Raw genomic sequence first — 24,324 nt, forward strand, 5'->3', positions numbered from 1 at the left:
ACGTTTGTCAGGACTCGGCGGACGGGGAGTCACGGCACGTCGTATCGGACGGTCTTCGGTGACGGCGCGACCGACACCGGTTGGTGGAACGCCCACCGCCACGATTCGGCGGGCATCGACACCGTAACGCTGACTGCCACGGACGGCACCGATCGTTCGACAGCGTTCGACGTGACGATCAGCGTCGTGTAAATTCCTGACACGGCAGAAGGAGAACGGAATTTTTGTCACATGGATAGATATGTCTGAGTTTTATTCATTCGCCGTTCCCATCCCTGTCACACAAATACTAACATGATTCCAGAAAAGAGATAATACGCCTATATATCAGATCCCATCGTCCAGTATACCTCTCCTTAATACATACATAACATCACGATATCAGCGAACTGAGGAGCGGACGCGTTCCAATCATCAAATCGAAGCCCCCTTCCGGTTTATCTACATGTATTCCATTCTTAAATCCGTAGAACTAACGAAACAGTGTTACAAAGTTATGCGGCGTTGCGTGAATTTCCGAGACGAGGATGTCTAAATACATGAAGCGAACGAGTATCACACTTGTACTGGTTCTCGCGCTGATGGTCGCCGGGTGTTCGTCCCTCGGCGGCAATTCGGCGAGTACGACTAGCAAGACGTCGGTCAGCCAAACCTCCACGAAGGCGGCCGACTCGACCACCACCACGAGCAGCGCGGACGGCGGTGGATCGGAATCCACGTCGACAACGACGGGCGAGGCGACGGGAACCACGACGACTGGGGCAGCGACTACTACAACCACCACGGCTACCACGACCACAACGACCACAACGACCACGACGACGTCCGCTGACTCGTGGACGAAGCCGAAGCCCCCGAACACGCCGCTCCAGAACAAGATGGACGAGAACGACGGGAGCCGAATCTCGAACGTCGAGGTCATCCACAAGGAGGAGGCGAGTGACGGCGGCTACTCCAACTTCGACGTGGCATTCTCCGCCAACACCTCGATGAAGCGCGTGGACCCCGCCGAGCACGGTACCGTGCGGGGCGAGCCATACTTCCTCGTCTACGCCAACGGTGACCTCGACAACGGGTCACGCTTCACCGATACCAGCGGGACGCTCATCGAGCGAACGCCGGTCGTCAGCCAGGAGAAGAACGGCGACTTCGCCATCGAAATCCACCCCGAAGCGCTGGACAAGGCGGGTGCGGACGGCAAAGTCAAGCTCATGATCCTCCTGATGGACCGTGACTCCGACTGGGACGACATCTACGGCGTCGCGTGGGTGACGGTCGATTACTCGTCCAGCGAGTAACACCCGAAGACGACCATCGATTTTGGACTTTTTTCGAACGCGGTAGTGAGAAAGCCGATAGCGACGAGTTACAGAGCGACGTGACGGGAGCGAGTAGCTGTTCTCTCGTCGAGTAAAACGGTCGAACCCCTATCGCTTGCCGACTTTCCCCTGCCACTCCTGTACCTTCGACATCAATTCGATGGGCGAGATGTCGGCGACTTCGACCCCGGCGAGTTCGGAGAGGACGGCCTCCGTCTCGGGGTCGAGCGCATCCCCTTCGTCCTTCGATTCTTCATCATCCGACTCGCTTTCCCCCGAACCGTTCGCCTGGAACTGACCCGCCCCAAGGTCGAAGACGGCCTGTACCGTCTCGTTCGACCCCGAACCGCGCGCCTCGATGGCCTTCTCCTGTCTGAGTTTGTCGAGCACGTCGCGCGAGCGTTCGACGACGGGCATCGGAACGCCCGCCAAGTCCGCGACGTGAATCCCGTACGAGCGGTTCGTCGGCCCGTCGCGCACGGTCCTGAGGAAGGTGACGTCGCCGTCCCGTTCGTCGGCGGCCACGTGGACGTTCTCCACGCGGTCCAGATGGTCGGCGAGCGTCGTCAGTTCGTGGTAGTGGGTCGCGAACAGCGTCTTCGCCCGAACCTCGTTGTGCAGGTACTCCGTCGCGGCCCACGCGATGGAAATGCCGTCGTAGGTCGCGGTTCCGCGCCCCACCTCGTCCAGAATCACCAAGGAGTCCTCGCTCGCGGAGTGGAGGATGTTGCTCAACTCCTGCATCTCGACCATGAACGTCGAGCGACCCTGCGCCAACTCGTCCAGCGCCCCGACGCGGGTGAAGATGCCGTCCACCAATCCGATGCGGGCCTCCCGCGCCGGAACGAAACTTCCGACCTGCGCGAGCAGGGTGATGAGCGCGACCTGCCGCATGTACGTCGATTTCCCGCTCATGTTCGGCCCGGTGACGATGAGAAACTCGCGGTCGTCGTCCATCCGCACGTCGTTCGGGACGAATTCGGTCGTTCGCTCCACGACGGGGTGGCGACCCTGCTCGATGTCGAGCCCCGACTCGGCGAGTTCCGGACGCACCCAGCCGTTTTCGACGGCGTGGACGGCCAGACTCGCCAGCACGTCGAGTTCGGCCAGCGTCCGGCCGACGTCCTGTAGCAGTTCGGCGTGTTCCGCGACTCGATTTCTGAGTTCCTTGAACAGGTCGTACTCCAGTTCGCCGCGCCGTTCCTCCAGTCGAAGAATCTCGCGCTCGCGCTCGCGGAGTTCGTCGGTGACGTACCGTTCGGAGTTTTTCAGGGTTTTGACGGCCTCGTACTCCTCCGGGACCTTGCCGGTGTCAGACTTTCCGACCTGCAGGTAGTAGCCGTCCGTCTTGTTGCGGTCCACCTGCAGGTGCGAGATGCCGGTTCGGGACTTCTCCCTGTCTGCCAGCGTGTCGAACCACTCCAAGTTCTCCTCGTGCTTGTCGATGATCCCGTCCAATTCCTCGTCGTAGCCGCGACACAGCAAGCCGCCCTGCGTGACCGTGTTCGGCGGGTCCTCGGCGAGCGCCTCGGCCAGTTCCTCGCGCAGCATTTCCGCCTGCGCACGGTCGGGGCGCGAGACGAGTTCGGACAGCGGCGAACTCGACAGGCCGGGTGCGTTGGCGATAGCGTCGGCGACCGACGGGAGAACCGAAAGGCTGTCGCGCACCCGCAGGAGGTCGTGCGCGTCGGCGCTTCCGGACACCGCCTTGCTCGCCAAGCGTTCGAGATCGTAGGCGTCGGCGAGCGTCTCGCGAATCTCCGCGCGGGCCAACGCCGATTCGGCGAACGACCCGACGCTCGATTGACGTTCCCGAAGCACGGCTTGGGACCGGCGGGGACGCTGGAGCCACTCCTTCAACAAGCGTCGTCCGGCGCTCGTCTTCGTGTGATCCACCGTCTCGAACAGCGACCCCTTGCGGTCCCCGTGCATGGTCTCGGTGAGTTCGAGGTTGCGCTGGGTCGTCGCGTCGAGTTCGACGTGGTCGTCCGCGTGGTACGACTGCAGGCGCGTCATGGACCCGAGGACGCCCGCGCCGGTCTCCTCGACGTACGAGAGCACCGCACCCGCCGCCCGGACCTCCGCTTCGTCGTCGGAATCCAATCCGAGACTGGACAGCGTCTCCTCTCCGAACTGCTCGCGGGTGACGTGGGTGGCCTTGCCGGGTGCGAACGCGTTCGCGTCGTGAACGGAGACGGACGCATCGGTGCGGTCGCGCACCCGTTCGAGGAACGAATCGTCGTTCCGAATCTCCGGACCGGGAAGCACCTCGGCGGGCGCGAACCGGTACAACTCCGTCAGCGCCTTCGAGTCCGCGTCGGAACCGGAGACGGCCGTGACGAGGAACTTGCCCGTCGTGATGTCCGCGAACGCCAACCCGTAGCCGTCGTCCACGCGGACGATTCCGGCGAGATACTGGGCGTCCGCCGAGGACGTTTCGAGGAGCGTGCCGGGCGTCACGACCCGCGTTATCTTCCGGGCGTGACCACTGTCCGTCTCGTACTGGTCGGCCACGGCCACGCGGTAGCCCCGCTCCACCAACTGCTTCATGTACGGCGTGAGTTCCGAGAGCGGAACGCCAGCCATCGGATAGCTACTGCCGTGGCTCGATTTCCGCGAGATGTTCAGGTCGAGCACGTCGCCGACCAACTCCGCGTCGTCAGCGAAGAACTCGTAGAAGTCGCCGACCTGCATCGTCAGCACGTCCGCGTCCGTCTCGTCTTTGAGCGAGAGGAACTCCCCGACGATGCCGCCGTCACTCACGGCGGACACCTCCGGAAGCGAGAACCGAAATCATGTGCGAACGTGGGCGGGACGGCGACTAAAACGGTGTGGATTCGGTCCCTACAAAACGTCGGTACGATTTTGTCGCTTCGGGTCGTCGTCCCTTCCTCACGTGGTCTCCGCCGTTTCCGCACGTCGACTCGGCGCGACGCTGATGGGGGTCGCCGTCGTCGGGTTCGTCCTCACGCTCGTCGTCAGCGCCGCCGTCGCGCCGCCGATTTCGAACGCTCCGTCGTCCGATTTGTCCGGCCGAACCGTCGTCGGTGTCCAATCGACCTCGACCGACGGGAAGGTCGTGATGCTCGATTCGGATGGCAAAGAGGTGTGGCAGTACGGCCACGCGAACGGCTATCACGACGTGTCGTGGCTTCCGAACGGAACGGTCCTCGCGTCGTTCATCGACGACGGGTATCGGCGCTGCGGACCCTACGAATCACCCTGCGCTCGGACCGGCGTGCGGGTCATCGACCCGAACCCGTCGCCGCACGTCGTCTACCAGTGGACGTTTCCGGTCCGCTCGGGATTGAACAGCGAGGTTCACGACGCCGAGTTGCTTCCGTCGGGCGAACTGCTGGTCGCGGACATGGACAAGGAACGGGTGTTCACGGTCGCGCCGAACGGAACGGTCACGTGGCAGTGGAACGCGAGCGAGCGGTACGACCCGCCGTCCGACCCCACGCGAACCGACTGGCTCCACATCAACGACGTGGACCGTATCGGGCCGGGACGGTATCTCGTCAGCGTGCGGAACGCGAACGAACTCGTCGTCCTCCAGCGCGGGAAGGGCGTCGTGAACGTGATCAACGAGAACGGGGATTGGCGACTGCTGAACAAACAGCACAATCCCCAATACCTCTCGAAAAACGCCGTCCTCGTCGCGGACAGCGAGAACGACCGGGTGGTCGAACTCCACCGCCGAAACGGAACGTGGGGAGTCGCATGGCAGGTGCACGGCGCGGGCGGCCTCGGCTTCGACTGGCCGCGCGATGCGGACCGTTTGCCGAACGGCCACACGCTCATCACCGACAGCCGAAACAACCGCGTCGTCGAGTTGAATCGGTCCGGAAAACTGGTGTGGAGCGCGCGCATCAACTCGCTTCCGTACGAGGCCGACCGTTACCCCGGCGAATATCCCGCCGGGCCGCCCGTGAATTCGAGCGCCGACATCGGTCCGTCGGCGACGAAGCTTCCCGTCTTCGGCTACCTGCTCGACAGCGCCCGGCACGTCGTTTCGCTTCCCTACTGGGTCGCCGGGTGGCACGTCGCCGTCGGCGGCGTCGCGCTCGTGACGTTCCTCGTCGGACTCTGGCTGTTCGTCCGCGGGTCGAAAAAGTCCGTTGCGTGAGCAACCAGAATTACCACCGACGATTCCCTCGTCGGTTTCCACCATGGCGCTCACCCAGATAGACCACCTCGACGCCGAGAAGGACGAGTGTATCGACGACTGTTTCGCCGCCGCACAGGCCTGCGAGTGGTGTGCCGATCAGTGTGCGGAAAAAGGCGAAGGCATGGCCAAATGCATCCGGCTCTGTCGTGACGTGGCCGACCTGGCGACCATGCACGCCCGGTTCATGGCCCGCGATTCGAACTTCGACAGCGAACTCGCGGAAGCCTGCGCGGGTGCCTGCGAGGAGTGTGCCGAGGAGTGCTCGCGGCACGACCACGACCACTGTCAGCTCTGTGCCGACGTGCTGGAGGACTGTGCGGAGAGCTGTCGGAACATGATGGCGTAACGAACGGCTGATTTCCCTTCGAACTGCCCAATTTATATCGAACAGAAGACATTTACATAAGTTTGATTATTTGTTTCGTATGCCTTCCCTCGACGGTTCTCGCAACTATGTTATCGTTCTCTTAGTGCTAACTGCTCCTGTATTGGCCGGATGTACGTTGTTCGAAAACGGCACGCCGAACCACCATATTGTGATGACAAACGAGGATACCGTTCCTCACGACGCCGTGTTGGTAGTCATGTCGGGGGGTAAGCGGGTGTCCACGAACACCGTTCGTGTCGCACCGAATTCATCACGAACCGTCTCGGTCATCAACCACAGTGGTCGGTATTCGTTCCGGCTGAAGACGAACGGCGAGCGCGCCAACACGACCGTCAAATTACCGGTTGTCGAGGGAGACCGCCGCTCGTTCACCAGATACACGATCACGAAAACAGGGAAGATAACGACGATGAACTACCACGAAGATTGACTGAACCGACGGATTTCCGTCGGTTCAGTCACGCACGTCGGCGAGCAGTTCCAAACTATCGTCTTCCGGGGCATCCGGCACGCTCAGCATGAACGTCTCGATACCCACGTCCTCGTAGCGCTCCAGTTCCGCTCGAACCTCGTTCGGCGTCCCGACCAGCGCCGTCTCCAGATAGCCCGCGAGGAAGAACTCCCGCGGTTCGCTCGGGTCACCGTTCAAATGGCGCTCGGCGAAACACTCGCGCTTCGCCTCGGCCTCTTCTCGCGAGTCGGCGACGAACGCGAACAGTTCCGCGGATTTCGTGATGTCCTCGTACCGTTCCTCGGACTCGCAGTGCTCCCGCAGCACGGCCAGCTTTTCCGCGAATCCCTCGGGGTCGAGGGTGCCGTAGTTCCATCCGTCGGCGAGTTCGGCCGTGTACCGGAGCGTGAACTGCTCCCCAGCACCACCGATCCAGATGGGAGGGTGGGGCTCCTGCACCGGTTCCGGGCGGCAGAACGCCTCCTCCAGATCGAACTGCTCGCCGTGGTGGGAGAACCGCTCGTTCGTCCAGAGGCCGTGGAGAACCTCGACAGTCTCGCGCAGTCGCTCGATGCGGGCCGCGGGCGGTTCGCGGAACTCGTAGCCGAAGCGCTCGAACTCGTCCCGGAACCAGCCCGCGCCCAAACCGAGGTCGAGGCGGCCGTCGCTCACGCGGTCCACGGTCGCCGCCATCTTCGCAAGCAGCGACGGGTGGCGGTAGGCCTGACAGTCCACCAGCGTTCCGAGTCGAATGTCGTCGGTCGCCTCCGCGAGCGCCGCGAGCGTCGTCCACGGTTCGTAGGTGTCCTGCTCGATGTCGCCGATCCACGACTGGAAGTGGTCTTCGAGCCACAGGCCATCGAACCCGCACTCCTCGGCGTCGTGAGCCACGTCCCGAATCGTCCCGTACTCGTGGCCGTACTGGGGCAGGATGATGCCGACGTCGGTGTTCATGGTGATGCCCCCTCCTCGTCTTCCTCGTCCGGTTCCCGCGCCTCCAGCGCGGAGAGGAGTGCCAGCGTCCGTCGCTGGAGTTCCTCGGCGTCCGCCGCGAGCAGTTTCACGATGGCTTCCTTGCCGACCTCCCCGCGGTCGATTATCGCGACGGGCGTTCCGCTCGCCGACTCGAACGCCTGTCGAGCACCCCAACCCATCGTGCTCCCCTCCTCGGTCTTCACGTCCTCCGGTTCCGCCGCGCGGTCGAACTCCGCGACCTCGCCGCTGAGCGTCGAGAGCGCCGCCCCGACATCGCCATCGAATCGACAATTGACCGCAAACCGCAGGCTGGGGTCGTTCTCCCGCGCCGAGAGCAGGAACCGGGCGACGTGGCTCGACGCGCAAAATCGCACGCCGCGGTTCGGTTTCACGCCGGTCATGGTTCGTGTGATTCGCCCCTCGACGGCGGCGGTTTCGTCCACCGCCTCGGCGTACGGCGTCGCCCCGACGACGTTCATCCCGACCTCCGGGACGAGGGCGCTCACGTCCCGTTCGACGAACGACTGAACGACGCCTTCGACCGCCTCGGCCGTGTCGTTCCGCGCCGCCCGGTTCCGGAGTTCGACGAGGTGGTGAACGGCACCCGGTCCCTCGCCGACGTCGACGGCGTAGCGGACTGCGCGCTCCATGAACGCCGTCGCGCCGCCGACCGCCGTTCGAAGGTCGTCCCCCAGCGCGAGTCGGGCGGTGATGGCGCTGGCGAGCGTGCATCCCGACCCGTGAGTCGCGTTTGTGTCGATGCGCGGATGTTCGAAGACTTCGATGCCGTCGGCCGTGACGAGCACGTCCCGAACCGTCTCGCCGGGGACGTGACCGCCCTTCACGAGCGCGGCGTCCGCACCCATCTCGCGGAGCGCGGTTCCTGCGGACTCGGCGCTCTCGTCGTCCGTTAGCTCGATGCCCGTCAGGACTTCGGCCTCGTCCGTGTTGGGCGTGACGAGGGTCGCGTGGGTGAACAGGTCCTCGTAGGCTTCTTCGCCCGCCGGGTCGAGCAGTCGGTCGCCCGACGCCGCGACCATCACGGGGTCCACGACGACCGGGATTTCCAGGTCCGCGACCTGCTCCGCGACGCTCCGAATGACCGGGGCTTCCGCGAGCATACCGGTCTTGACCGCCCGAACGTCAAAATCCGAGAGGACGGCCTCACACTGGGCTTCGACATCCTCGACCGGGAGCGTGGTAAAGCCCTCGACGCCGCGGGTGTTCTGTGCCGTAACGCTCGCGATGGCGCTGGTGCCGAACACGCCGTGCGCTTCCATCGTCTTCAGGTCGGCCTGAATCCCCGCGCCGCCGCCGGAGTCGCTTCCGGCGATGGTCAGCGCGACGGGGAGAGAGACCGGTGCTGGTTCTCTACTCATGTTCCATGAACTCCTCGAAGGCACCCCAGAACGGGTCTACCTCCGGATGCTCGATTTCCTCACCGTCCACCGTGACGCCGGTGCCGTCCCGAACCTCGCCGATGTCGCCCGCCGGAATCCCGGCGTCGGAGAGTGCGCCGAGGACGCCGTCGGCGTCCTCCGGCGCGACGGCCAGCAACAGCGTCCCCTCGCTGATGGACGCCCACGGGTCGATGTCGAAGAACTCGCAGGCTTCCAGCACGCCCGGCAGAACCGGCACGTCGTCGTGGCGTACGTCGAGGTGGACCCCGCTCGCGGCCGCCATCTCGGTCAACGCGCCGTGCACGCCGCCCTCCGTCGCGTCGTGCATGGCCGACACGTCGCCCGCTTCCGCAGCGATCCGTGCGTCCTCGACCGGACTCATGTCGTAGAACCGGTCTTTCGCCTGCTCGACGGTCTCCTCCGGAAGGTCCATCAGGTCCTCGAACTGGTTGCTCAGGAGGCCGGTCGCCTCGACCGCCGGACCTTTCGTGAGTAGGACGCGGTCGCCGGGACGCGCGCCGTTCGGTCGGACCACGTCGTCCGGGTCGCCGACGGCCATCGCGGTGGCCCCGCCGACCATCGGGTAGTTACAACCCGCGTATCTGGCAGTGTGACCCGTGACGACGCTGACGTCCAGCTTTTTCGCCTCCCGGTCGAACGTCCGCCAAATCGTGGCGAACTCCTCGTCCGTGATCTCCGGCGGGAGATTGAAATCCACCGCGAGATGGGTGGGTTGCAGGCCGCTCACCGCCACGTCGCTCATCAGGATGTGGAACGCGAACCACGCCGCCCGCTCGAAGCCGAGCGAGGGCATGATGTAGATGGGGTCGGTCGCGGTGGCGATTGCTACGTCGCCGACCTCCATAACAGAGTCAGACTCCGTCTGACTGGCCATCGAGCCAAGCTCGATGACACCGAAATCGACGCCGTGCTGTGGCCCCAGCGTCACGTCGTCGCGCTCCGCACCGAGGTGCGGGAAGATGTACTCCTCGAAGAACTCGCTGTCTACTTTGCCGAGATCGGTCATCACGTCGGGGTATTACTTGGTTGTATTTAGCGGTGGTGTTCACTCCCGGTCGGCCGACAACTCGGCGAACACCTGCAACGAGGGGTCTACATCGGGATGCTCGATTCGGTCGCCATCAACGTAGACGCCATCGCCCTCGCTCACCTTCCCCATTTCGGCCGCCGGAATATCCGCGTCGTCGAACGCGGCGAGGACGGTTTCGGCGGCGTCGGCTTCGACCGTCAGGACGAGCGTCCCCTCGGTCGTGGACGCCCACGGGTCGATGTCGAAAAACTCGCAGGCTTCCAGCACGCCCGGCAGAACCGGCACGTCGTCGTGGCGCACGTCGAAGCGGACGCCCGCCGAGCGCGCCATCTCGACCAGCGCACCGTGAATCCCGCACTCCGTCGCGTCGTGCATGGCCGTCACGCCGCCCGCATCGGCCGCGACCAGCGCGTCCTCGACCGGACTCATGTCGTAGAACCGGTCCTTGGCGTCCTCGATATCGTCTGCCGGCAGGTCGATCCGGTCCTCGAACAGCGTCACCAGAAAGCCCGCCGTCTCCACGCCCGGTCCCTTCGTCACCAACACGCGGTCGCCCGGTCTCGCGCCGTCCGGGCGGACGAGGTTTTCCTTCTTTCCGACGGCCAACGTCGTCGCGCCGCCGACCCACGGATACTGACACCCCGAATAGCGGGCGGTGTGGCCCGTGACGATGCTGACGTCCAGCTTTTTCGCCTCGCGGTCGAAGGTCTTCCAGACCGCAGCGAACTCCTCGTCCGTGATCTCCGGCGGGAGGTTGAACTCCACCGCGAGGTGGCTCGGTTGCAGGCCGCTCACCGCCACGTCGCTCATCACGACGTGGAACGCGAACCATCCGGCCTTCTCGAAGCCGAGTTCCGGGAGCAGCGAGAGCGGGTCCGTGGCGAGCGCGACGACGTGGTCGCCGATATCGATGACGCCAAAGTCCACGCCGTGTTTCGGCCCGAGGAGTTCGTCCTCGCGCTCCGCGCCGAGATAGGGGTAGACGTGTTCGTCGAAGAAATCGCGGTCGATCTTCCCGATGTCGGTCATACGATGAGTCGTTTCGCCGCGCACAAATCCGTGCTGATTCGTGGGATCAGGGATTACGGGATTTGCCGCGAGCGGAGGATTTCGAGGTTGCTGTAGCAGTCGGGGAATCAGAGCGAGGGTACCCGCGACGGCGACAACGACTAAGCAAATTCGTGGCGTTTTCCGTCCGTTATGCCACCGGAACGCGTACTCGTGGCGGGAGCGACTGGGCGACAGGGTGGGGCCGTCGCGCGCCACCTCCTGGAACGCGGCGTCGAAGTCCACGCCCTGACCAGGGACGGGGGAAGCGACGCTGCCCGAGAACTCGACGAACGGGGTGCGGTCGTCGTGGAGGGAGACCTCGGGGAGAAGGAGTCGCTCGTGGACGCCGTGCACGATGTGGACGGCGTGTACGGCGTCACCACGTCGGTCGCCGGATTGGACGCCGAAGTCGAACAGGGGACGAACCTCGGGGAAGTCGCCGCCGACCACGGCGTCGATCACTTCGTGTTCAGTTCGGTGTGGGGTGCGAACGAGGGGTCGGGCGTTCCGTTCTTCGACACGAAAGCGACCATCGAGCGCCGACTGTCGGATCTCGATCTGCCGTTGACGGTCGTCCGGCCCGTGTTCTTCATGCAGAACTTGGAAGGCATGCGCGACGACATCATGAACGAGACGCTTTCGATGGCACTCGAACCGCGCACGCCGTTGTACATGGTGGACGTGGACGACATCGGCGCAGTCGTCGCGGAGGCCTTCGAGAAGCGAACGAACTACGTCGAGCGGGAAATCGACCTCGCGGGTGACGAACTCACGTTGTCGGCGATGGCGGTTCGGCTGTCGAAGAGTATCGGAATCGACGTGACCGCCGATCACGTTCCGATCGACGCCTTCGAAAAGCGGGCGGGAGAGGACTATGCGGCCATGTACCGCTGGTTCAACCGCGGGGATGCACCCATCGACCTCGCCGAGTTGCGGTCGTCTCACGACGGACGGTTCACGCTGTTCGAGGAGTATCTGGACGAACACGAGTGGAGCGGATCGGAAGGCTAGTCTCCCCGCCAGAGCTTTGGGGTCGAACGTCGTGTCAGGTGTATGGTTCGAACGTACGAGTTCGAAGGGGGTGAGCCGTCGATACACGAGGAGGCCCACGTTTGCCGGGAGGCAACGTTGGTCGGGGACGTGACGGTCGGTGCCGACGCCAGCGTCTGGCCCGGTGCGGTGCTACGCGGTGATGCGGCACCGGTTCGAATCGGCCGGGAGTCGCACATCGGGGACAACGCGGTGCTCCACGCGTCGACCGTCGGTGACCGAGTGATGGTCGGTCACGGCGCGGTGCTGAACGAAGCGACGATCGGCGACGGGTCCCTCGTCGGATTTAACGCGACGATAAACACGGACGTCCACGTCGGCGAGCGGAGCATCGTCGCCGCAGGGACCGTCACGCTCGAAGAGGCGGACATCCCGCCGGAATCGTTCGTTCGGGGGGTTCCCGCGCAGGTGACGCCGCTCTCGGAGACGACCATCGACGCGGCGGACATCTTCGAATCGTACTCGTCGGGCGAGTATACGGGACTCGCCGAGCGCCACGAAGGACTGTTCGAGTAGGATCGATACGGGGTGAATCGGGTCGATACGGGGGGTCAGAGCCTAATAAAGAAACTTGCAAACGCAACCCGTGCAGTGATTGGTTCGACACCCGAATATGCGTGATGAGCGACAAAACTAATGAACGAGACTGCTGAAGGATTTGCCGCCGACGCAGGGAGGGAAGACACGATGTCTGATACCGCTCTTCAGTTCGGAAACCGCGAATTGGTCCTGGTGTCGAACAGGGAACCGTACGTCCACGAGCGGGTGGACGGAGAAATTCGAGTCGTTCGACCGACCGGCGGCCTCACGTCCGCGCTCGATCCCATGATGGCGAACACCGGGGGAACGTGGGTCGCGTGGGGGAGCGGCGACGGCGACGACGAGATGAGCGACGAGAACGGCTGTGTCCGGGTTCCGCCGGAGTCTCCCTCGTACGACCTGAAGCGGGTCTCGCTCACGGACGAACAGGTACAGAACTACTACTACGGTTACAGCAATCAGGTACTCTGGCCGTTGTGTCACTCCGATACGGCCAAGATGACGCCGAAGCCGGAGTTCTGGGAGCACTATCGGGACACCAACGAACGCTTCGCGGACGCGATACGGGAGCAGGTGGACCGTCGGAGGCGGTGATCTGGTTTCAGGATTATCACTTCGCGCTCGCCCCACGACGGATTCGGGAGGAGTGTCCCGACGCGTTCTGCATGCAGTTCTGGCACATCCCGTGGCCGTCGTGGGACGTGTTTCGAAGCTGTCCGGAGTACGAGGAACTGCTCGACGGACTGCTGGCGAACGACCTGCTCGGCTTCCACACCGACCGCTACTGCGAGCACTTCCTCGACTGCGTCGAACGGACGTTCGACGCCGAGGTGGATCACGAAACGGGGTGGGTTCGCTACGAAGGGAGAACGATTCAGGTCGCATCCTTCCCGCTCGGTATCGACGCCGCGGAACGGCGACAACTCGCGGAGTCGTCGGAGGCCGACGACGCGTGGGAATCGCTCCGCGAAACGTACGCGCTCGACGCCGACCGGTTGGCCGTCGGGGTTGACCGACTCGACTACACGAAGGGAATCGAGCAACGCCTCGCCGCACTCGAACGGCTCTGGGAGAAGTATCCCGAGCGGCGCGAGACGTTCACGTACGTCCAGAAGGCGAGCGAGAGTCGAAGTCAGATCGACGACTATCAGCGCGTCAAGGAGAACGTGACGAGCGAAGTCGAACGGATCAACGACCGCTTCGGGACGGCGACGTGGCAACCGATCGTCTACATCGACGACCACCTCTCACCGGCCGCGCTGGCCGCGCTCTATCGGGAATCGGACATGGTTCTCGTGAGTTCGCTCCGCGACGGGATGAACCTCGTCGCGAAGGAGTTCGTCGCCTCACAGGTCGACGACCCGGGAGTGTTGGTCCTCAGCGAACTCGTCGGCGCACACGAGGCGCTCGGCGAGTGGGCGATAACCGTCCACCCGAACGACACCGAAGCGTTCGCGGATAGCATCGAGGAAGCCTTGGAGATGGACGAATCGGAGCGAGCGAACCGAATGGCGCCGCTACGAGCGTCGGTGGAGGAAAACGACATCGAAGCGTGGAAGAACAGCGTGCTGCAGAGTGCGAGCGAGGTTTTGAGTCGAAAGCAGACGACGGGTCAGCGCGATAAAACTGGATCGGGAACGGACTACACGGACGAATGAGCGGAGGCGGGTCGGCGTCCGCGTATCGGCGTCCTCCGTATTTCGATTTCGTGGCGGTCCGCTTCCGCCGCACTCCGTAGCGGTCTGCTCGGATGCCGCTACGAGTTCGACGTCGCATATCTCATCGGTCCAGCAGGTCGGCCCGGCAATCCTCGGTTAGCTGACGGAGGCCGTCGCTGATTTCGACGGGGTAGGAACCCGGCGCACGGAGGTCGCGACAGTCGTCCGGGAGGCATCGCCGTCGTCTTCCCGCTCGTTCGGCTATCGCGCCGAGTTCGGAGGAGTCGGCGGCGCGCTCCCCGTCCTCGTAGACGAACACCAGTTGGTCCTCGCCGGGCGCGTCCTCGCCACGGAGTGCGAGCACGTCCTTTTCGTAGGTACCGTCGTCGTCCTCCTCGACTCTGCGGACGCTCTTTGCTCCGGGGTAGGTGACTTTCCCCGACGACAACTTCATGCTCGGGTGCATCTCGCCGTCGCGTTCGATTTCGGTGAGTTTGTAGACGAGGTCGAGCGACGGGGCATCCCCGCTCGTCGTCAGTGCGGTACCGGGACCGAACCCGGTCGCCACGCCGCCCTCGCGCAGGAAGTCGGCGATCTTGTACTCGTCCATGCTGGAGGAGACGAAAATCGGTCGGTCGCCGACGATTTCGGCGACCTCCTTCGAGAGGGAAACGAGGTCGCCGGAGTCGAGTCGCACGCCGACCTCGGCGTCGTGCTCGTCGGTCAGTTCCATCGCCAACTTCGCCCCTTCGACGGTGTCGTAGGTATCCACCAACAGAATCGTGTCCTCGTGATACTGATCGAGGAACGTCTCGAAGGCGTCGCGCTCGCTCTCGAAACTCTGGACCCACGAGTGGGCCATCGTCCCGTACACCGGGAGGGAAAACGCCTCCCCTGCGGAGACGAGCGAGGTTCCGTCGAAGCCGCCGATTGCCGCGGCGCGGGCGGCTTTCATCCCGGCGTCGGTGCCGTGGGCGCGTCGGGCACCGAAATCCACGAGCGATTGGCCGTCACCGTGCCGTTCGACCGCTTCGCGCATCCGGGCGGCTTTGGTCGCCACGAGGCTCTGAAAGCCGACCTGATTCAACAGCAGGGTCTCGAACAGTTGGGCTTCGAAGATGGGCGCGGTCACCTCCACGATGGGTTCGTTCGGGAACACGGGCGTCCCCTCCGGGAGCGCCCGCACGGTGCCGGTGAACTCGAACTCCGCGAGTCGGGAGAGGAAGTCATCGTCGAACCCGCGACCGGCGAGATACGAGATTGCTCGCTCCCCGAACGAGATGGAGTCGATGTAGGCCATCGCCTGTTCGAGTCCGGCCGCGAGGACGTACCCCCTATCCGATGGCAGTTTGCGGAAGAAGAGGCTGAACGTCGCCCGCGGGTTGTGGCCCGCGGCGTGATACCCCTGCAACATCGTCAACTCGTAGAGGTCGGTGAACAGCCCCAAATTTTCGGGCGTGATGTAGCCGAACCGCTTCGCTGGTTGGTTCCCCCCAGTCATAGACGCCGAGACGACGCCGCCACAGTAATAGTTGGGGGACGGTTCGGGTTCGAATCGGAAAACGGCACGAACTCGAATCGAGGGACAGTTCGGGTTCGAGGGACCCCGGCGAGACGCGTTTATTCGTCGGGACCCTACTTCGTCCCATGAACCTGGAATCGCTCAAACCCGATTTCCTCACGCCGAACTGGAAATGCCACTCGTGCGGGAAGAAGTACTGGCGCAACCCTCGACAGTGCGGCCGCTGTCAGAGCACGGTCTTCGACAAGATTCGATAGCCGATAGTTGGACGGGATACGGGGGAGAAATATTAGCGAAAGAGCAATAACTGTTTTGCAATACGTTAGCGAATGGCAAACTGATGCCGGGAGAAAAAGCAGTGTCAGTGGGAGTACTCAGTCTCCACAACAGCAAGGAGACGAAGGCTATTTTGAACGCCGTCGAAGCGTTGGGCCACGATCCGGTCTGGCTCCGGCGGGAGAACACGTCCATCGAGATACGGGACGGTCGTATCGTGCTCGAACCGGACGTGGACGTCATCGCGAATCGGTTGTTGTTGTCGAAGACGGAGAACCCCGAGGAACTCCTCGGGCTTGCGAACCTGTACGAAAGCCTCGTGCCGATGCTGAACCCGCCGATGTCGGTCCTACAGGCCACTCACAAGTTCTCGGCGGCCGTTCGGTTGGCGGACAAGGGGATTTCGGTTCCCGACGCTATCTTCGCGCTCTCCACGGATCGGCTCAACGAGATCGGCAAGACGTACGGGACCGAGGCGGTGTACAAAACCGCCATCGGGACCCACGGCGGTGGAACGTGGAAGGTGAATTTGAACACGCCCATCAGTTCACGGGTCGGGAAGCGACAGGCGTTCATCCAACAGCTCATCGAACAGGACGGCGACGGCCCGCACAGCGACCTGCGCGTCTACGTGGTCGGGGATTCCGTCCTCGGCGGGATGATCCGGTCGGCCCCGGACGAGGAGTGGCGGACGAACGTCGCGCTCGGCGGCGACGTGACGGCGGCAGGGGACGTCCTCACGGACGAAATCGTCCAAATCGCCCTCGATTCGGCCCACGCCCTCGGGCTGGACTACGCTGGGGTAGACCTCATCCGGGACGAGGACGAGTGGTACGTGCTCGAAGTCAACCCGACGGCGGGGTTCAAAGGGTTCTTCCGAGCCACGGGCCACAGTCCGGCACCGCACATCGCACGCGCGCCATCGAAGCGGGCGGCGGGGGCGTCGAGGAGGGCCGCGTTACGGAACTGACGACGACGCTCGACGATTCGGTTCCCGACTGCAAACCGGCGACGGGTAGCCAACGACTGTCGGACCAGCCCACCATCGGCTACACCACCGAGGTCGTCGTCAGCGGGACGACGGGGTCGCGCACCGTCGTCGCCAAGTCCGACACGGGCGCGAGCCGAACCAGTATCGACACCGGAATCGCGGCCGACGTGGGCGCGGGACCGATTCGGCGAATCTCGCGGGTGCGCTCCGGAAGCTCGAAATCGAGCCGAACCCGACCGGTCGTGGACGTGGTCGTCGGCATCGCCGGAAACCACTACACGGTTTCCGCGAACGTCGAGGACAGGAGCCACATGAACAACCCCGTCCTGCTGGGCCGCGACATCCTCGAACACTACCAAGTGGACATCAGCAAGCGAGTGGACGAGACGGAGGGCGGTACCGTCGAGGAGTGAGCGACGCGAGCACCGGTGCGGAGATGCTATCGATTTTTATCGGCGTGGGGGAACGGGAGAGCGATATTCGAAGTTACCATCTCGTAGGCCGAATTCTACCGTATCGGAACCGTGGTTGCGGTCGAATACTCGATCCGACACTATCTGCCACCTGCCCCGACCTTTATCCCGGAATGAGACCCACATCCAGTATGGAACGGTACGATGCTCTCTATCGGCTCTACGACGAATTCGACGCGAAGACCCTTCGAGCGTATCAGGACTTCGTGGATGTGTTCCCGCCGGTCGACTCCCGCGTCGCGCTGGAGCACTGGCAGTCGGCGAGCGACGAACTGGAACGGCGAAAGGACGAGGTTCGGGACGGGTTCGACGCGGGCGAAACCTACGCGGACGTGGCGGCCCACGCGACCCGCGACCAGGCGTTCACCGCGCTCGACCTCTACTCCAAGTACGGCCGGTCGGTGAACGCGCTCGTGTTGGACGTGGACGAGACGCTGCGGTCGGCGGGCGGGACGGACAACGAGATTCCGCGCGAAACCCTGAATCTGCTCACCGAATTCCACGAGAAGGGCGTTCCCATCGTCGTCTGTACGGGCCAGACGCTGGAGAACGTGAAGGGGTTCGCCATACAGGGACTCGGCAACGAAATCGTTCACTCTGGAACTCTGAGCATCGTCTACGAGGCGGGAACTGGCGTGTTTACACCCGGCCACGGCGCGGAGACGAAGCGACTGCTGTTCGAGGAGTTGGACGACGAGATTCGAACCGTCTTCGACACGGTACGCTCGGAGGTGCTCTCCTCGGCACCCGACGAACTCCGGCGGTGCACCCACCTGCAGGGCAACGAGTTCAACATCACGATGAAGCCGAACTTCGAGACGGGGAGTTCGCGGGCGGTCGAAGTCATCGACCGCGCGCTCGTCTATCAAATCGACTTGCTCGGCGAGACGGTGGTCGGGGATGGTGAAGACGGCAGCGAGTGGGCGCGAGCGTACTACGCCGACAGCGACCCCGAAATCCGCGGTGTCCTCGAAGCGGCGAACGGGATGCCCGAGGCGGACGTTTCGGAGATTCCGGCGGACGTGCGGGACACCTTCGACAGAATCGACGTGGCGTACTACGAGGGTGACGCCGCCGAAATCGGCAGTCGGGAGTTGAACAAGGTGGTCGGCGTGGAGGCCGCGTTGGACGTCCTCGGCGTGGACGAACCGTTCACCCTCGTGATGGGCGACAGCAAGAGCGACCTCCGCGTGATGCAGTGGGTCGACGAGAACGACTGCGGCATCGGTGCCGCGCCGGAACACGCCTCGCGCGACGTGTTGAACCACGTCATTCAGACGGACGAACTCGTCTTCGACCGCGGGAAGGCGGGCGACGTGCTCCGGACGGTGTACGCGTTGAACCGTCTGGCGAGACTGGGATAGCCGACGCTTGCGGGTGCAAGCACAGCGCGTTTTCGGTAGGCGTTCGAAGTACCGAACATGGAAGAATGCCCAGTGTGTGGTACGGAACTATACGTTGATCGGGAGACGGAGTTCGTGGCGCGCCATCTCGGCCGACAGTATCGGTTCTGCTCGGCCGACCATCGAACGCAGTTCGAGGAAGCGCCAGGCGGATACGTCTGATATCGCGCACTATTTCGTCACGAAGAAGCGAGGGAAGTAGAGCGTAGCGACTGAAGGGTGTGAAAATCGAGGGAAAGGTCCGTTCGTTCGAACGGAAGGAACCGAGGTAGAGGTCGTGGGAACCGTCGTCAGGCGTGAACCTGTACGCGGACGGTTTCGCCCGGTTCGACGGGACTGCGGACCGAGAGCGGTTCGTGGTCGGACTCCCGGAAGAGGCAGGTGTCCGAGCGGAGGCCGAGTCCGTCCATGATTCCGGCGCGGACCTGCGGGCCGTAACGCTCGCCGAGTTTGTCGACGACGTCCGCGACGGTTGCCTCGTCGGGGACTGCCACACGTGCGTCACGAGTCCCGGTGCGCGCCACCATCGGTCCGGTAAGCTTAACTGTGACGTTCATACTCACACATTGTCCCCCCTGCAACAAAAAGTTTACTCAGTCTCGAAAAACAGCTCTCGGGTGAATTTTACTCGTTTCCGGAAAAGAACCCTGCCGAGACGAAATCGCTTATCAGGTCGGAGGACAAGCGTCCGAGTATGTCGCACGCACCAGAACCGGGGACGGACGACCCGCTTTCGCTGCACGGCGTCGTTCCGCCCACGATTACGGCGTTTCACGAGGACGAGTCGGTGAACTACGAAGCCACGGCGGCCCACGCTCAATACGTCGTCGAGGGCGGCGCACACGGCGTCTTCCCGCTCGGGACGAACGGCGAGTTCCCGCTCCTGACCGGCGAGGAAAAGCGCGGCGTCGTCGAAGCGGTCGTCGATGCGGTGGACGACGTTCCCGTCATCGCGGGCGTCGGTGCGCCGAGCACGTACGAAACCATCCAGAACGCGGAACACGCCGAGTCGGTCGGCGCGGACGGACTCGTCGTCATCACGCCGTACTACTACCCGCTCGACCACGACGGCGCACTCGAACACTACCGCCGCGTCTGCGAGGCCGTGGACCTGCCGGTGTACATCTACCACATCCCGAGCAAGACCGGCAACTCGCTGTCGCTCGACACGCTCGCGGACCTCGCCGAGATTCCGAACCTCGCCGGACTCAAGGATTCGAGCAAGGACGTTCCGTGGCTCGGACAGGCCATCGACGACAACCCGGACCTCACGTTCCTCTCGGGGTCGGACTCCCTGATTCTGCCCGGACTCCAACTCGGCTGTACCGGAACGGTGAGCGCAGTGGCGAACGCCTTCCCCGAACTGATCGTTTCCCTCTACGACGCCTACGACGAGGGCGACGAGGAACGCGCCCGCGAACTCCAAAGCGAGGTGTACGCGATTCGGAGCGCGCTGAAGGGCGGGTCGTACATGGCCGGTGTGAAGACGACGCTCGACCTGCTCGACGTGGACTTCTCCCCCGGCCGCTCCGGAGCCCGCTTCGGAAGATGAACGACGCCGACCGCGCGACGCTCGAATCGGACCTTCGCGCGCTCGGCGTGCTCTGATTTCCCCCTTTTAAACACTGATTTCCACGAGTAGGCCGCCCTTACCGGGAGAGCGTATAACAGGGGGGCCGTCGTGCGTGGAATCATGCCTCAGTCGCGCGTTCTCGCCGTCGGGTTGGTTCTCCTCTGCATCGTCAGTGCCAGCTACGGCGGACTGCCTGCCGCATCCACTGCGTCCGCCGCATCCACGCCGACACCGCAAACGGCCACGACCGTCGATTCCTGTACGAAGATCACGAAACCGGGAACCTACGTGCTGACGCGCGACGTCCACAACGGGAAGACCGCCATCTCGACCGGCTGTATCGAAATCCGCGCGAACGACGTGGTTCTCGACGGCGAGGGACACACCCTCGACGGATACGGTGTCAGCGACACCAGCGGCGTCCACGTCGATGGGGCGTCGAACGTGACGGTTCGAAATCTCCGAACGCAGGATTGGAATCGCGGGATGTACGTGGAGGACGCCTCGGACGTGAGGATGCGCGACCTCGTCGCCGTGAACAACGCCATCGGAATCGGCGTGACGGGGTCAGACACTCGATTGGTGAACAACACCGTGAGGGGCGACCTCCGCGGCGTCACGCTCGACGATTCGTGGGACGATAGGCTGCTCGACAACCGGATTCATCACAATCGCGCCATCGACATCTACGCGCCGGTGGTACTGGTGCACGGATTCGGGTATCAACTGAACGTCGGCCCGCCGCTCGACCCCGACAAGGACGGACGATACGAGGACCTGACCGGAAACGGAAAGACGGGCGTCTCGGACGCGGTTGCGTTCCCGATCATCGCCGCCGCGGAGACGAGTGGCCTCGCACACGTGCCAGCACGACAGCGGTCGGCCCTGGATTTTGACGGCGACGGTAACTTCGACCAAGCGGACGTGTTGGCCTACGCCGGACTCACGCCCTCCGGATGACTTCCTTCGCCCAATCCGGCCACTCCTTGCGTTCGGTTCCGTGAAACGTGCCGTCGCCAGACATCGATTTGAGCGCGCTCGCGTCCTCCGTGCTCCAGACCGCGCCGTCCTCGTGGAAGACGCCGTTGAGGATGCCACGTTTGCGCTGGCTCAGCATGTAGGCGGGTTTGAGCATGAGCGACCAGAAGAAGTTGCCGACGCCCGAGTTCCGGATGACGGGGGCGAGCGAGGCGTAATCCGGGCCGCGCTGGGCCACGGAGACCTCCTTTTGACCCCAGCCGAAATTCGCGATGCGTTGCCACTCGGTCAGCCAGACGGGCATGTTGATGCTGTTGCGGAGTTCGTTCGCCTGTCGGAGGACGCCACGATAGATGTCCGTCGTGTTCGGGTAGTTGTAGTGAAACTGGATCACGTCGATCCCCCAGTCGTAGTAATCGGTGGCGTTCGCAAAGCTCGTCGCGCCGATCGTCAGCGGGACGTCGCCACGTCGCTCGCGGACGTAGTCGAACATGGCGCGCGCGAACCGCTTCTTCCACGGCCGCCAGCCGGGTTCGTTCATCACCTCGATGGCGAGCAGTCGCTCGTCGTCGCGGTAGCGGTTCGTCACCCACTCTGCGAAGCGCTTCGGTTCGTCCCACTGGCCGGGATTTCGCATGACGTGCTTTCCGGGCGACCAAACCGACGTGCCCGTCCACGGGTCGGTGTCGTAGAGGTTCTTCGGGACCGGCGGACGCCCGACACCTTCGAAGACGCCGAGGAGAACTCGGATACCGTGGTCGTCAGCGGTCGCCAGAAAGTGGTCGAGCGCTCGGCCGAACGAGTCGGGGTCGCGTTTCCACGCCTCGTAACTCAACCACGTTCGAATCGCGTTCAGGTTCAAGCGGTCGGCAAACCCCATGTCTCGCTCCGTGACCCCACGGTCGTACGTGTTCCACATCTGAAAAGAATTCATCGCGCGTGAGGGGAGATACATCGCGCCCCGAACGTCCACAGGAGGGGTCCCGATGTCTGCGACGCATCCGGAAAGCGACACCGCGGACGCGACACCGGCGAGAAACCCCCGTCTCGTACACCGACGTGTCATGAAATCGCCGACAACGGCCGCACACCTGAAAGTAGTAACCTTTCGTCTGACATTTTCCGTCGTTGGCCGTTTGATGGGACGGAAAACCGCTTCCGAGTATCGAGTGTCGGAACGCCGCGCGAGCCACGTCGTCGAAAACGTCGTGTCGATATCGGGGATCGGAGTACGTCCCTTCGATAGGGTCACCTCACTGAGTGTTTCCCCCGCTACTCCCGGATTAACCCCTGTATAACCGCATGCAGACGGTGGGGGTTTGGGAACGAGAGTGGACCGACATTGGTATCTCAACGGACAGGAACGGTGGGACTATCAGGGGACGAAATCGGTTAACTGGTCAATAGTAAGGGTGAGGAGGGTCGAAGGTATACACGAGATGCCCAATCAGCAGACCGATTCGCTGGTCGTCGGCTACTATCGACGCGGGAGATACGAACTTCGCGCAGAGGATTCGATCCACGCGTGGATCAGTGCGGAGACCCCCGTAGATGTGCTCCAGTAATTACGGACGATACCACGTAAACTTTTACTACCGAAGAAGTACCCGCGGGTATGGGACGCGACTATGCGACACTGCACGACCCCAACGCAGAGTACACGATGCGCAATCTCTCCAGCGAGACGATGGGAACGAAGGCCTCGCGGGGCGATAAGCGCGACATCGAGATAACGGACGTCCAGACGACGATGATCGACGGGAACTTCCCGTGGACACTCGTCCGCCTGTACACCGACGCGGGAATCGTCGGCACGGGCGAAGCCTACTGGGGTGCGGGTGTCCCCGAACTCATCGAGCGCATGAAGCCGTTCGTCATCGGCGAGAACCCGCTCGACATCGACCGACTGTTCGAACACCTCGTCCAGAAGATGTCCGGCGAGGGTTCCATCGAAGGCGTGACCATCACCGCCATCTCCGGCATCGAGATCGCGCTGCACGACCTCGCGGGCAAGATTCTCGACGTTCCCGCCTACCAACTGCTCGGCGGCAAGTACCGCGACAAGGTTCGCGTCTACTGTGACTGCCACACCGCGGACGAGGCCGACCCCGAGGCGTGTGCCGACGAGGCCGAGCGCGTCGTCGAGGAACTGGGCTACGACGCGCTCAAGTTCGACCTCGACGTGCCGTCCGGATTCGAAAAGGACCGCGCGAACCGTCACCTGCGACCCGGCGAAATCCGTCACAAAGCCGAAATCGTGGAGACGGTCACCGAGCGCGTGAAGGACCGCGCCGACGTCGCCTTCGACTGTCACTGGACCTTCTCGGCCGGGAGCGCGAAACGACTCGCCAAAGCCATCGAGGACTACGACGTGTGGTGGCTCGAAGACCCCGTTCCGCCGGAGAACCTCAAGGTACAGGAAGAGGTCACGAAGTCCACCTCGACGCCCATCACGGTCGGTGAGAACCGCTACCGCGTCACCGAGGAGCGCCGCCTCATCGAGAACCTCGCCGTGGACATCATCGCGCCCGACCTGCCCAAGGTCGGCGGCATGCGCGAAACCCGCAAAATCGCGGACGTCGCCAACCAGTACTACGTCCCCGTCGCCATGCACAACGTCTCCTCGCCCATCGCGACGATGGCGAGCGCGCACGTCGGCACGGCCATCCCGAACTCGCTGGCGGTCGAATACCACTCCTACCAGCTCGGCTGGTGGGAAGACCTCGTGGAGGAGGACGTCATCGAGGACGGCTACATCACGATCCCCGAGAAGCCCGGTCTCGGCCTGACGCTCGACATCGACGCCGTCGAGGAGCACATGGTCGAGGGCGAGGAATTGTTCGACGAAGCGTGAGCTTCGTCGAGCCAGTGAGCCTCCGACTCACGTTGTTTGACGAGGCGTGAGTCTCGTCGAGCCAGCAAATCTCTGATTTGCGTGTTCGACAGGACTGAAAAAGAATAGTAGTAAAGGCGATAATTCTACCTTTTCAATGCGTTTGCATTGGGTCACATTCGACGGCTTGCACGTCGACGATTGAAAGCTATTTTTCCGTCA

Annotated in this window: 21 protein-coding genes and 2 pseudogenes; 15 read left to right on the forward strand and 8 right to left on the reverse strand. The window is 63.4% G+C overall.

Going from position 1 to position 24,324, the window contains the following annotated elements; genetic code table 11:
• The first annotated feature begins 539 nt into the window (after positions 1–539).
• The gene (locus A4G99_RS12245) at positions 540–1,298 is read left to right on the forward strand and encodes a hypothetical protein (RefSeq protein ID WP_066143917.1); all 759 of its coding nucleotides are present in this window, start codon (positions 540–542) and stop codon (positions 1,296–1,298) included.
• Positions 1,299–1,427: 129 nt separating this feature from the next.
• Here A4G99_RS12245 and mutS read toward each other — a convergent pair whose 3' ends face one another.
• Positions 1,428–4,082 (reverse strand): DNA mismatch repair protein MutS, encoded by a 2,655-nt coding sequence (mutS, locus tag A4G99_RS12250; protein ID WP_066145190.1) that lies wholly within the window; start codon positions 4,080–4,082, stop codon positions 1,428–1,430.
• A 175-nt stretch (positions 4,083–4,257) separates the two neighbouring features.
• Between mutS and A4G99_RS12255 the strand changes: the two genes are divergently transcribed.
• The 3 genes from A4G99_RS12255 to A4G99_RS12265 all read left to right on the forward strand — a co-directional run bounded on the left by A4G99_RS12255 (position 4,258) and on the right by A4G99_RS12265 (position 6,308).
• Entirely contained in the window at positions 4,258–5,448 is a 1,191-nt protein-coding gene (locus A4G99_RS12255; protein ID WP_066145192.1) for an aryl-sulfate sulfotransferase, read from the forward strand.
• A gap of 43 nt (positions 5,449–5,491) precedes the next feature.
• The gene (locus A4G99_RS12260) at positions 5,492–5,836 is read left to right on the forward strand and encodes a four-helix bundle copper-binding protein (protein WP_066143921.1); all 345 of its coding nucleotides are present in this window, start codon (positions 5,492–5,494) and stop codon (positions 5,834–5,836) included.
• 193 nt (positions 5,837–6,029) lie between these two features.
• Positions 6,030–6,308 carry a hypothetical protein gene (locus A4G99_RS12265; RefSeq protein WP_082837804.1) on the forward strand — a complete coding sequence of 93 codons (279 nt, stop codon included), beginning with the start codon at positions 6,030–6,032 and terminating at the stop codon, positions 6,306–6,308.
• Between the two features lie 24 nt (positions 6,309–6,332).
• Here A4G99_RS12265 and A4G99_RS12270 read toward each other — a convergent pair whose 3' ends face one another.
• The 4 genes from A4G99_RS12270 to A4G99_RS12285 are packed head-to-tail and all read right to left on the reverse strand — an operon-like array spanning position 6,333 to position 10,784.
• A complete protein-coding gene (locus tag A4G99_RS12270; protein ID WP_066143930.1) occupies positions 6,333–7,283 on the reverse strand; it encodes an LLM class flavin-dependent oxidoreductase in 951 nt (316 codons plus the stop codon).
• Positions 7,280–8,683, reverse strand: a complete 1,404-nt coding sequence (thiD, locus tag A4G99_RS12275; protein WP_066143933.1) for a bifunctional hydroxymethylpyrimidine kinase/phosphomethylpyrimidine kinase — start codon at positions 8,681–8,683, stop codon at positions 7,280–7,282. The genes A4G99_RS12270 and thiD overlap by 4 nt, the downstream gene beginning before the upstream one ends.
• On the reverse strand, positions 8,676–9,731 hold the full coding sequence (locus A4G99_RS12280; RefSeq protein ID WP_066143935.1) for an AIR synthase family protein: 1,056 nt from the start codon (positions 9,729–9,731) through the stop codon (positions 8,676–8,678). The genes thiD and A4G99_RS12280 overlap by 8 nt, the downstream gene beginning before the upstream one ends.
• Positions 9,732–9,770: 39 nt before the next feature.
• Complete coding sequence (locus A4G99_RS12285) at positions 9,771–10,784, reverse strand: AIR synthase family protein (RefSeq protein WP_066143937.1); 1,014 nt, start codon at positions 10,782–10,784, stop codon at positions 9,771–9,773.
• A gap of 171 nt (positions 10,785–10,955) precedes the next feature.
• Here A4G99_RS12285 and A4G99_RS12290 point away from each other — a divergent pair, with 171 nt between their 5' ends.
• The 3 genes and pseudogenes from A4G99_RS12290 (at position 10,956) to A4G99_RS12300 (ending at position 14,053) form a co-directional block, all read left to right on the forward strand.
• Positions 10,956–11,816, forward strand: a complete 861-nt coding sequence (locus A4G99_RS12290; protein ID WP_066143941.1) for an NmrA/HSCARG family protein — start codon at positions 10,956–10,958, stop codon at positions 11,814–11,816.
• A gap of 42 nt (positions 11,817–11,858) precedes the next feature.
• Positions 11,859–12,371, forward strand: a complete 513-nt coding sequence (locus A4G99_RS12295; protein ID WP_066143943.1) for a gamma carbonic anhydrase family protein — start codon at positions 11,859–11,861, stop codon at positions 12,369–12,371.
• A gap of 171 nt (positions 12,372–12,542) precedes the next feature.
• Positions 12,543–14,053, forward strand: a pseudogene (locus tag A4G99_RS12300) (trehalose-6-phosphate synthase).
• A 121-nt stretch (positions 14,054–14,174) separates the two neighbouring features.
• Here A4G99_RS12300 and A4G99_RS12305 read toward each other — a convergent pair.
• Complete coding sequence (locus A4G99_RS12305; protein ID WP_066143946.1) at positions 14,175–15,554, reverse strand: nicotinate phosphoribosyltransferase; 1,380 nt, start codon at positions 15,552–15,554, stop codon at positions 14,175–14,177.
• A gap of 146 nt (positions 15,555–15,700) precedes the next feature.
• Between A4G99_RS12305 and A4G99_RS28745 the strand changes: the two genes are divergently transcribed.
• The 4 genes and pseudogenes from A4G99_RS28745 (at position 15,701) to A4G99_RS12320 (ending at position 18,880) form a co-directional block, all read left to right on the forward strand.
• Positions 15,701–15,832, forward strand: coding sequence for a hypothetical protein (locus tag A4G99_RS28745; protein WP_255359094.1), 132 nt, complete (start codon positions 15,701–15,703; stop codon positions 15,830–15,832).
• Between the two features lie 83 nt (positions 15,833–15,915).
• Positions 15,916–17,255, forward strand: a pseudogene (locus A4G99_RS12310) (RimK/LysX family protein).
• Positions 17,256–17,446: 191 nt separating this feature from the next.
• On the forward strand, positions 17,447–18,679 hold the full coding sequence (locus tag A4G99_RS12315) for an HAD hydrolase family protein (protein ID WP_066143948.1): 1,233 nt from the start codon (positions 17,447–17,449) through the stop codon (positions 18,677–18,679).
• Between the two features lie 57 nt (positions 18,680–18,736).
• On the forward strand, positions 18,737–18,880 hold the full coding sequence (locus A4G99_RS12320; RefSeq protein ID WP_066143951.1) for a TRASH domain-containing protein: 144 nt from the start codon (positions 18,737–18,739) through the stop codon (positions 18,878–18,880).
• Positions 18,881–19,008: 128 nt separating this feature from the next.
• On the opposite strand, the gene A4G99_RS12325 is transcribed toward A4G99_RS12320, so the two are convergent.
• Positions 19,009–19,275 (reverse strand): MoaD/ThiS family protein, encoded by a 267-nt coding sequence (locus A4G99_RS12325; RefSeq protein WP_066143953.1) that lies wholly within the window; start codon positions 19,273–19,275, stop codon positions 19,009–19,011.
• Between the two features lie 137 nt (positions 19,276–19,412).
• On the opposite strand from A4G99_RS12325, the gene A4G99_RS12330 reads away from it, so the two are divergent.
• Both A4G99_RS12330 and A4G99_RS12335 read left to right on the forward strand, forming a co-directional pair.
• Positions 19,413–20,270 (forward strand): dihydrodipicolinate synthase family protein, encoded by an 858-nt coding sequence (locus tag A4G99_RS12330; RefSeq protein ID WP_223301855.1) that lies wholly within the window; start codon positions 19,413–19,415, stop codon positions 20,268–20,270.
• A 141-nt stretch (positions 20,271–20,411) separates the two neighbouring features.
• A complete protein-coding gene (locus tag A4G99_RS12335; RefSeq protein WP_066143954.1) occupies positions 20,412–21,251 on the forward strand; it encodes a NosD domain-containing protein in 840 nt (279 codons plus the stop codon).
• Here A4G99_RS12335 and A4G99_RS12340 read toward each other — a convergent pair.
• Complete coding sequence (locus A4G99_RS12340; RefSeq protein ID WP_223301856.1) at positions 21,235–22,335, reverse strand: cellulase family glycosylhydrolase; 1,101 nt, start codon at positions 22,333–22,335, stop codon at positions 21,235–21,237. The genes A4G99_RS12335 and A4G99_RS12340 overlap by 17 nt on opposite strands.
• A gap of 373 nt (positions 22,336–22,708) precedes the next feature.
• Between A4G99_RS12340 and A4G99_RS28750 the strand changes: the two genes are divergently transcribed.
• The gene (locus A4G99_RS28750; protein ID WP_255359095.1) at positions 22,709–22,834 is read left to right on the forward strand and encodes a hypothetical protein; all 126 of its coding nucleotides are present in this window, start codon (positions 22,709–22,711) and stop codon (positions 22,832–22,834) included.
• 50 nt (positions 22,835–22,884) lie between these two features.
• A complete protein-coding gene (locus A4G99_RS12345) occupies positions 22,885–24,123 on the forward strand; it encodes a mandelate racemase/muconate lactonizing enzyme family protein (RefSeq protein ID WP_066143957.1) in 1,239 nt (412 codons plus the stop codon).
• Positions 24,124–24,324: the final 201 nt, after the last annotated feature.

Source organism: Haladaptatus sp. R4, from assembly GCF_001625445.1.
Taxonomy (GTDB): Archaea; Halobacteriota; Halobacteria; order Halobacteriales; family Haladaptataceae; genus Haladaptatus.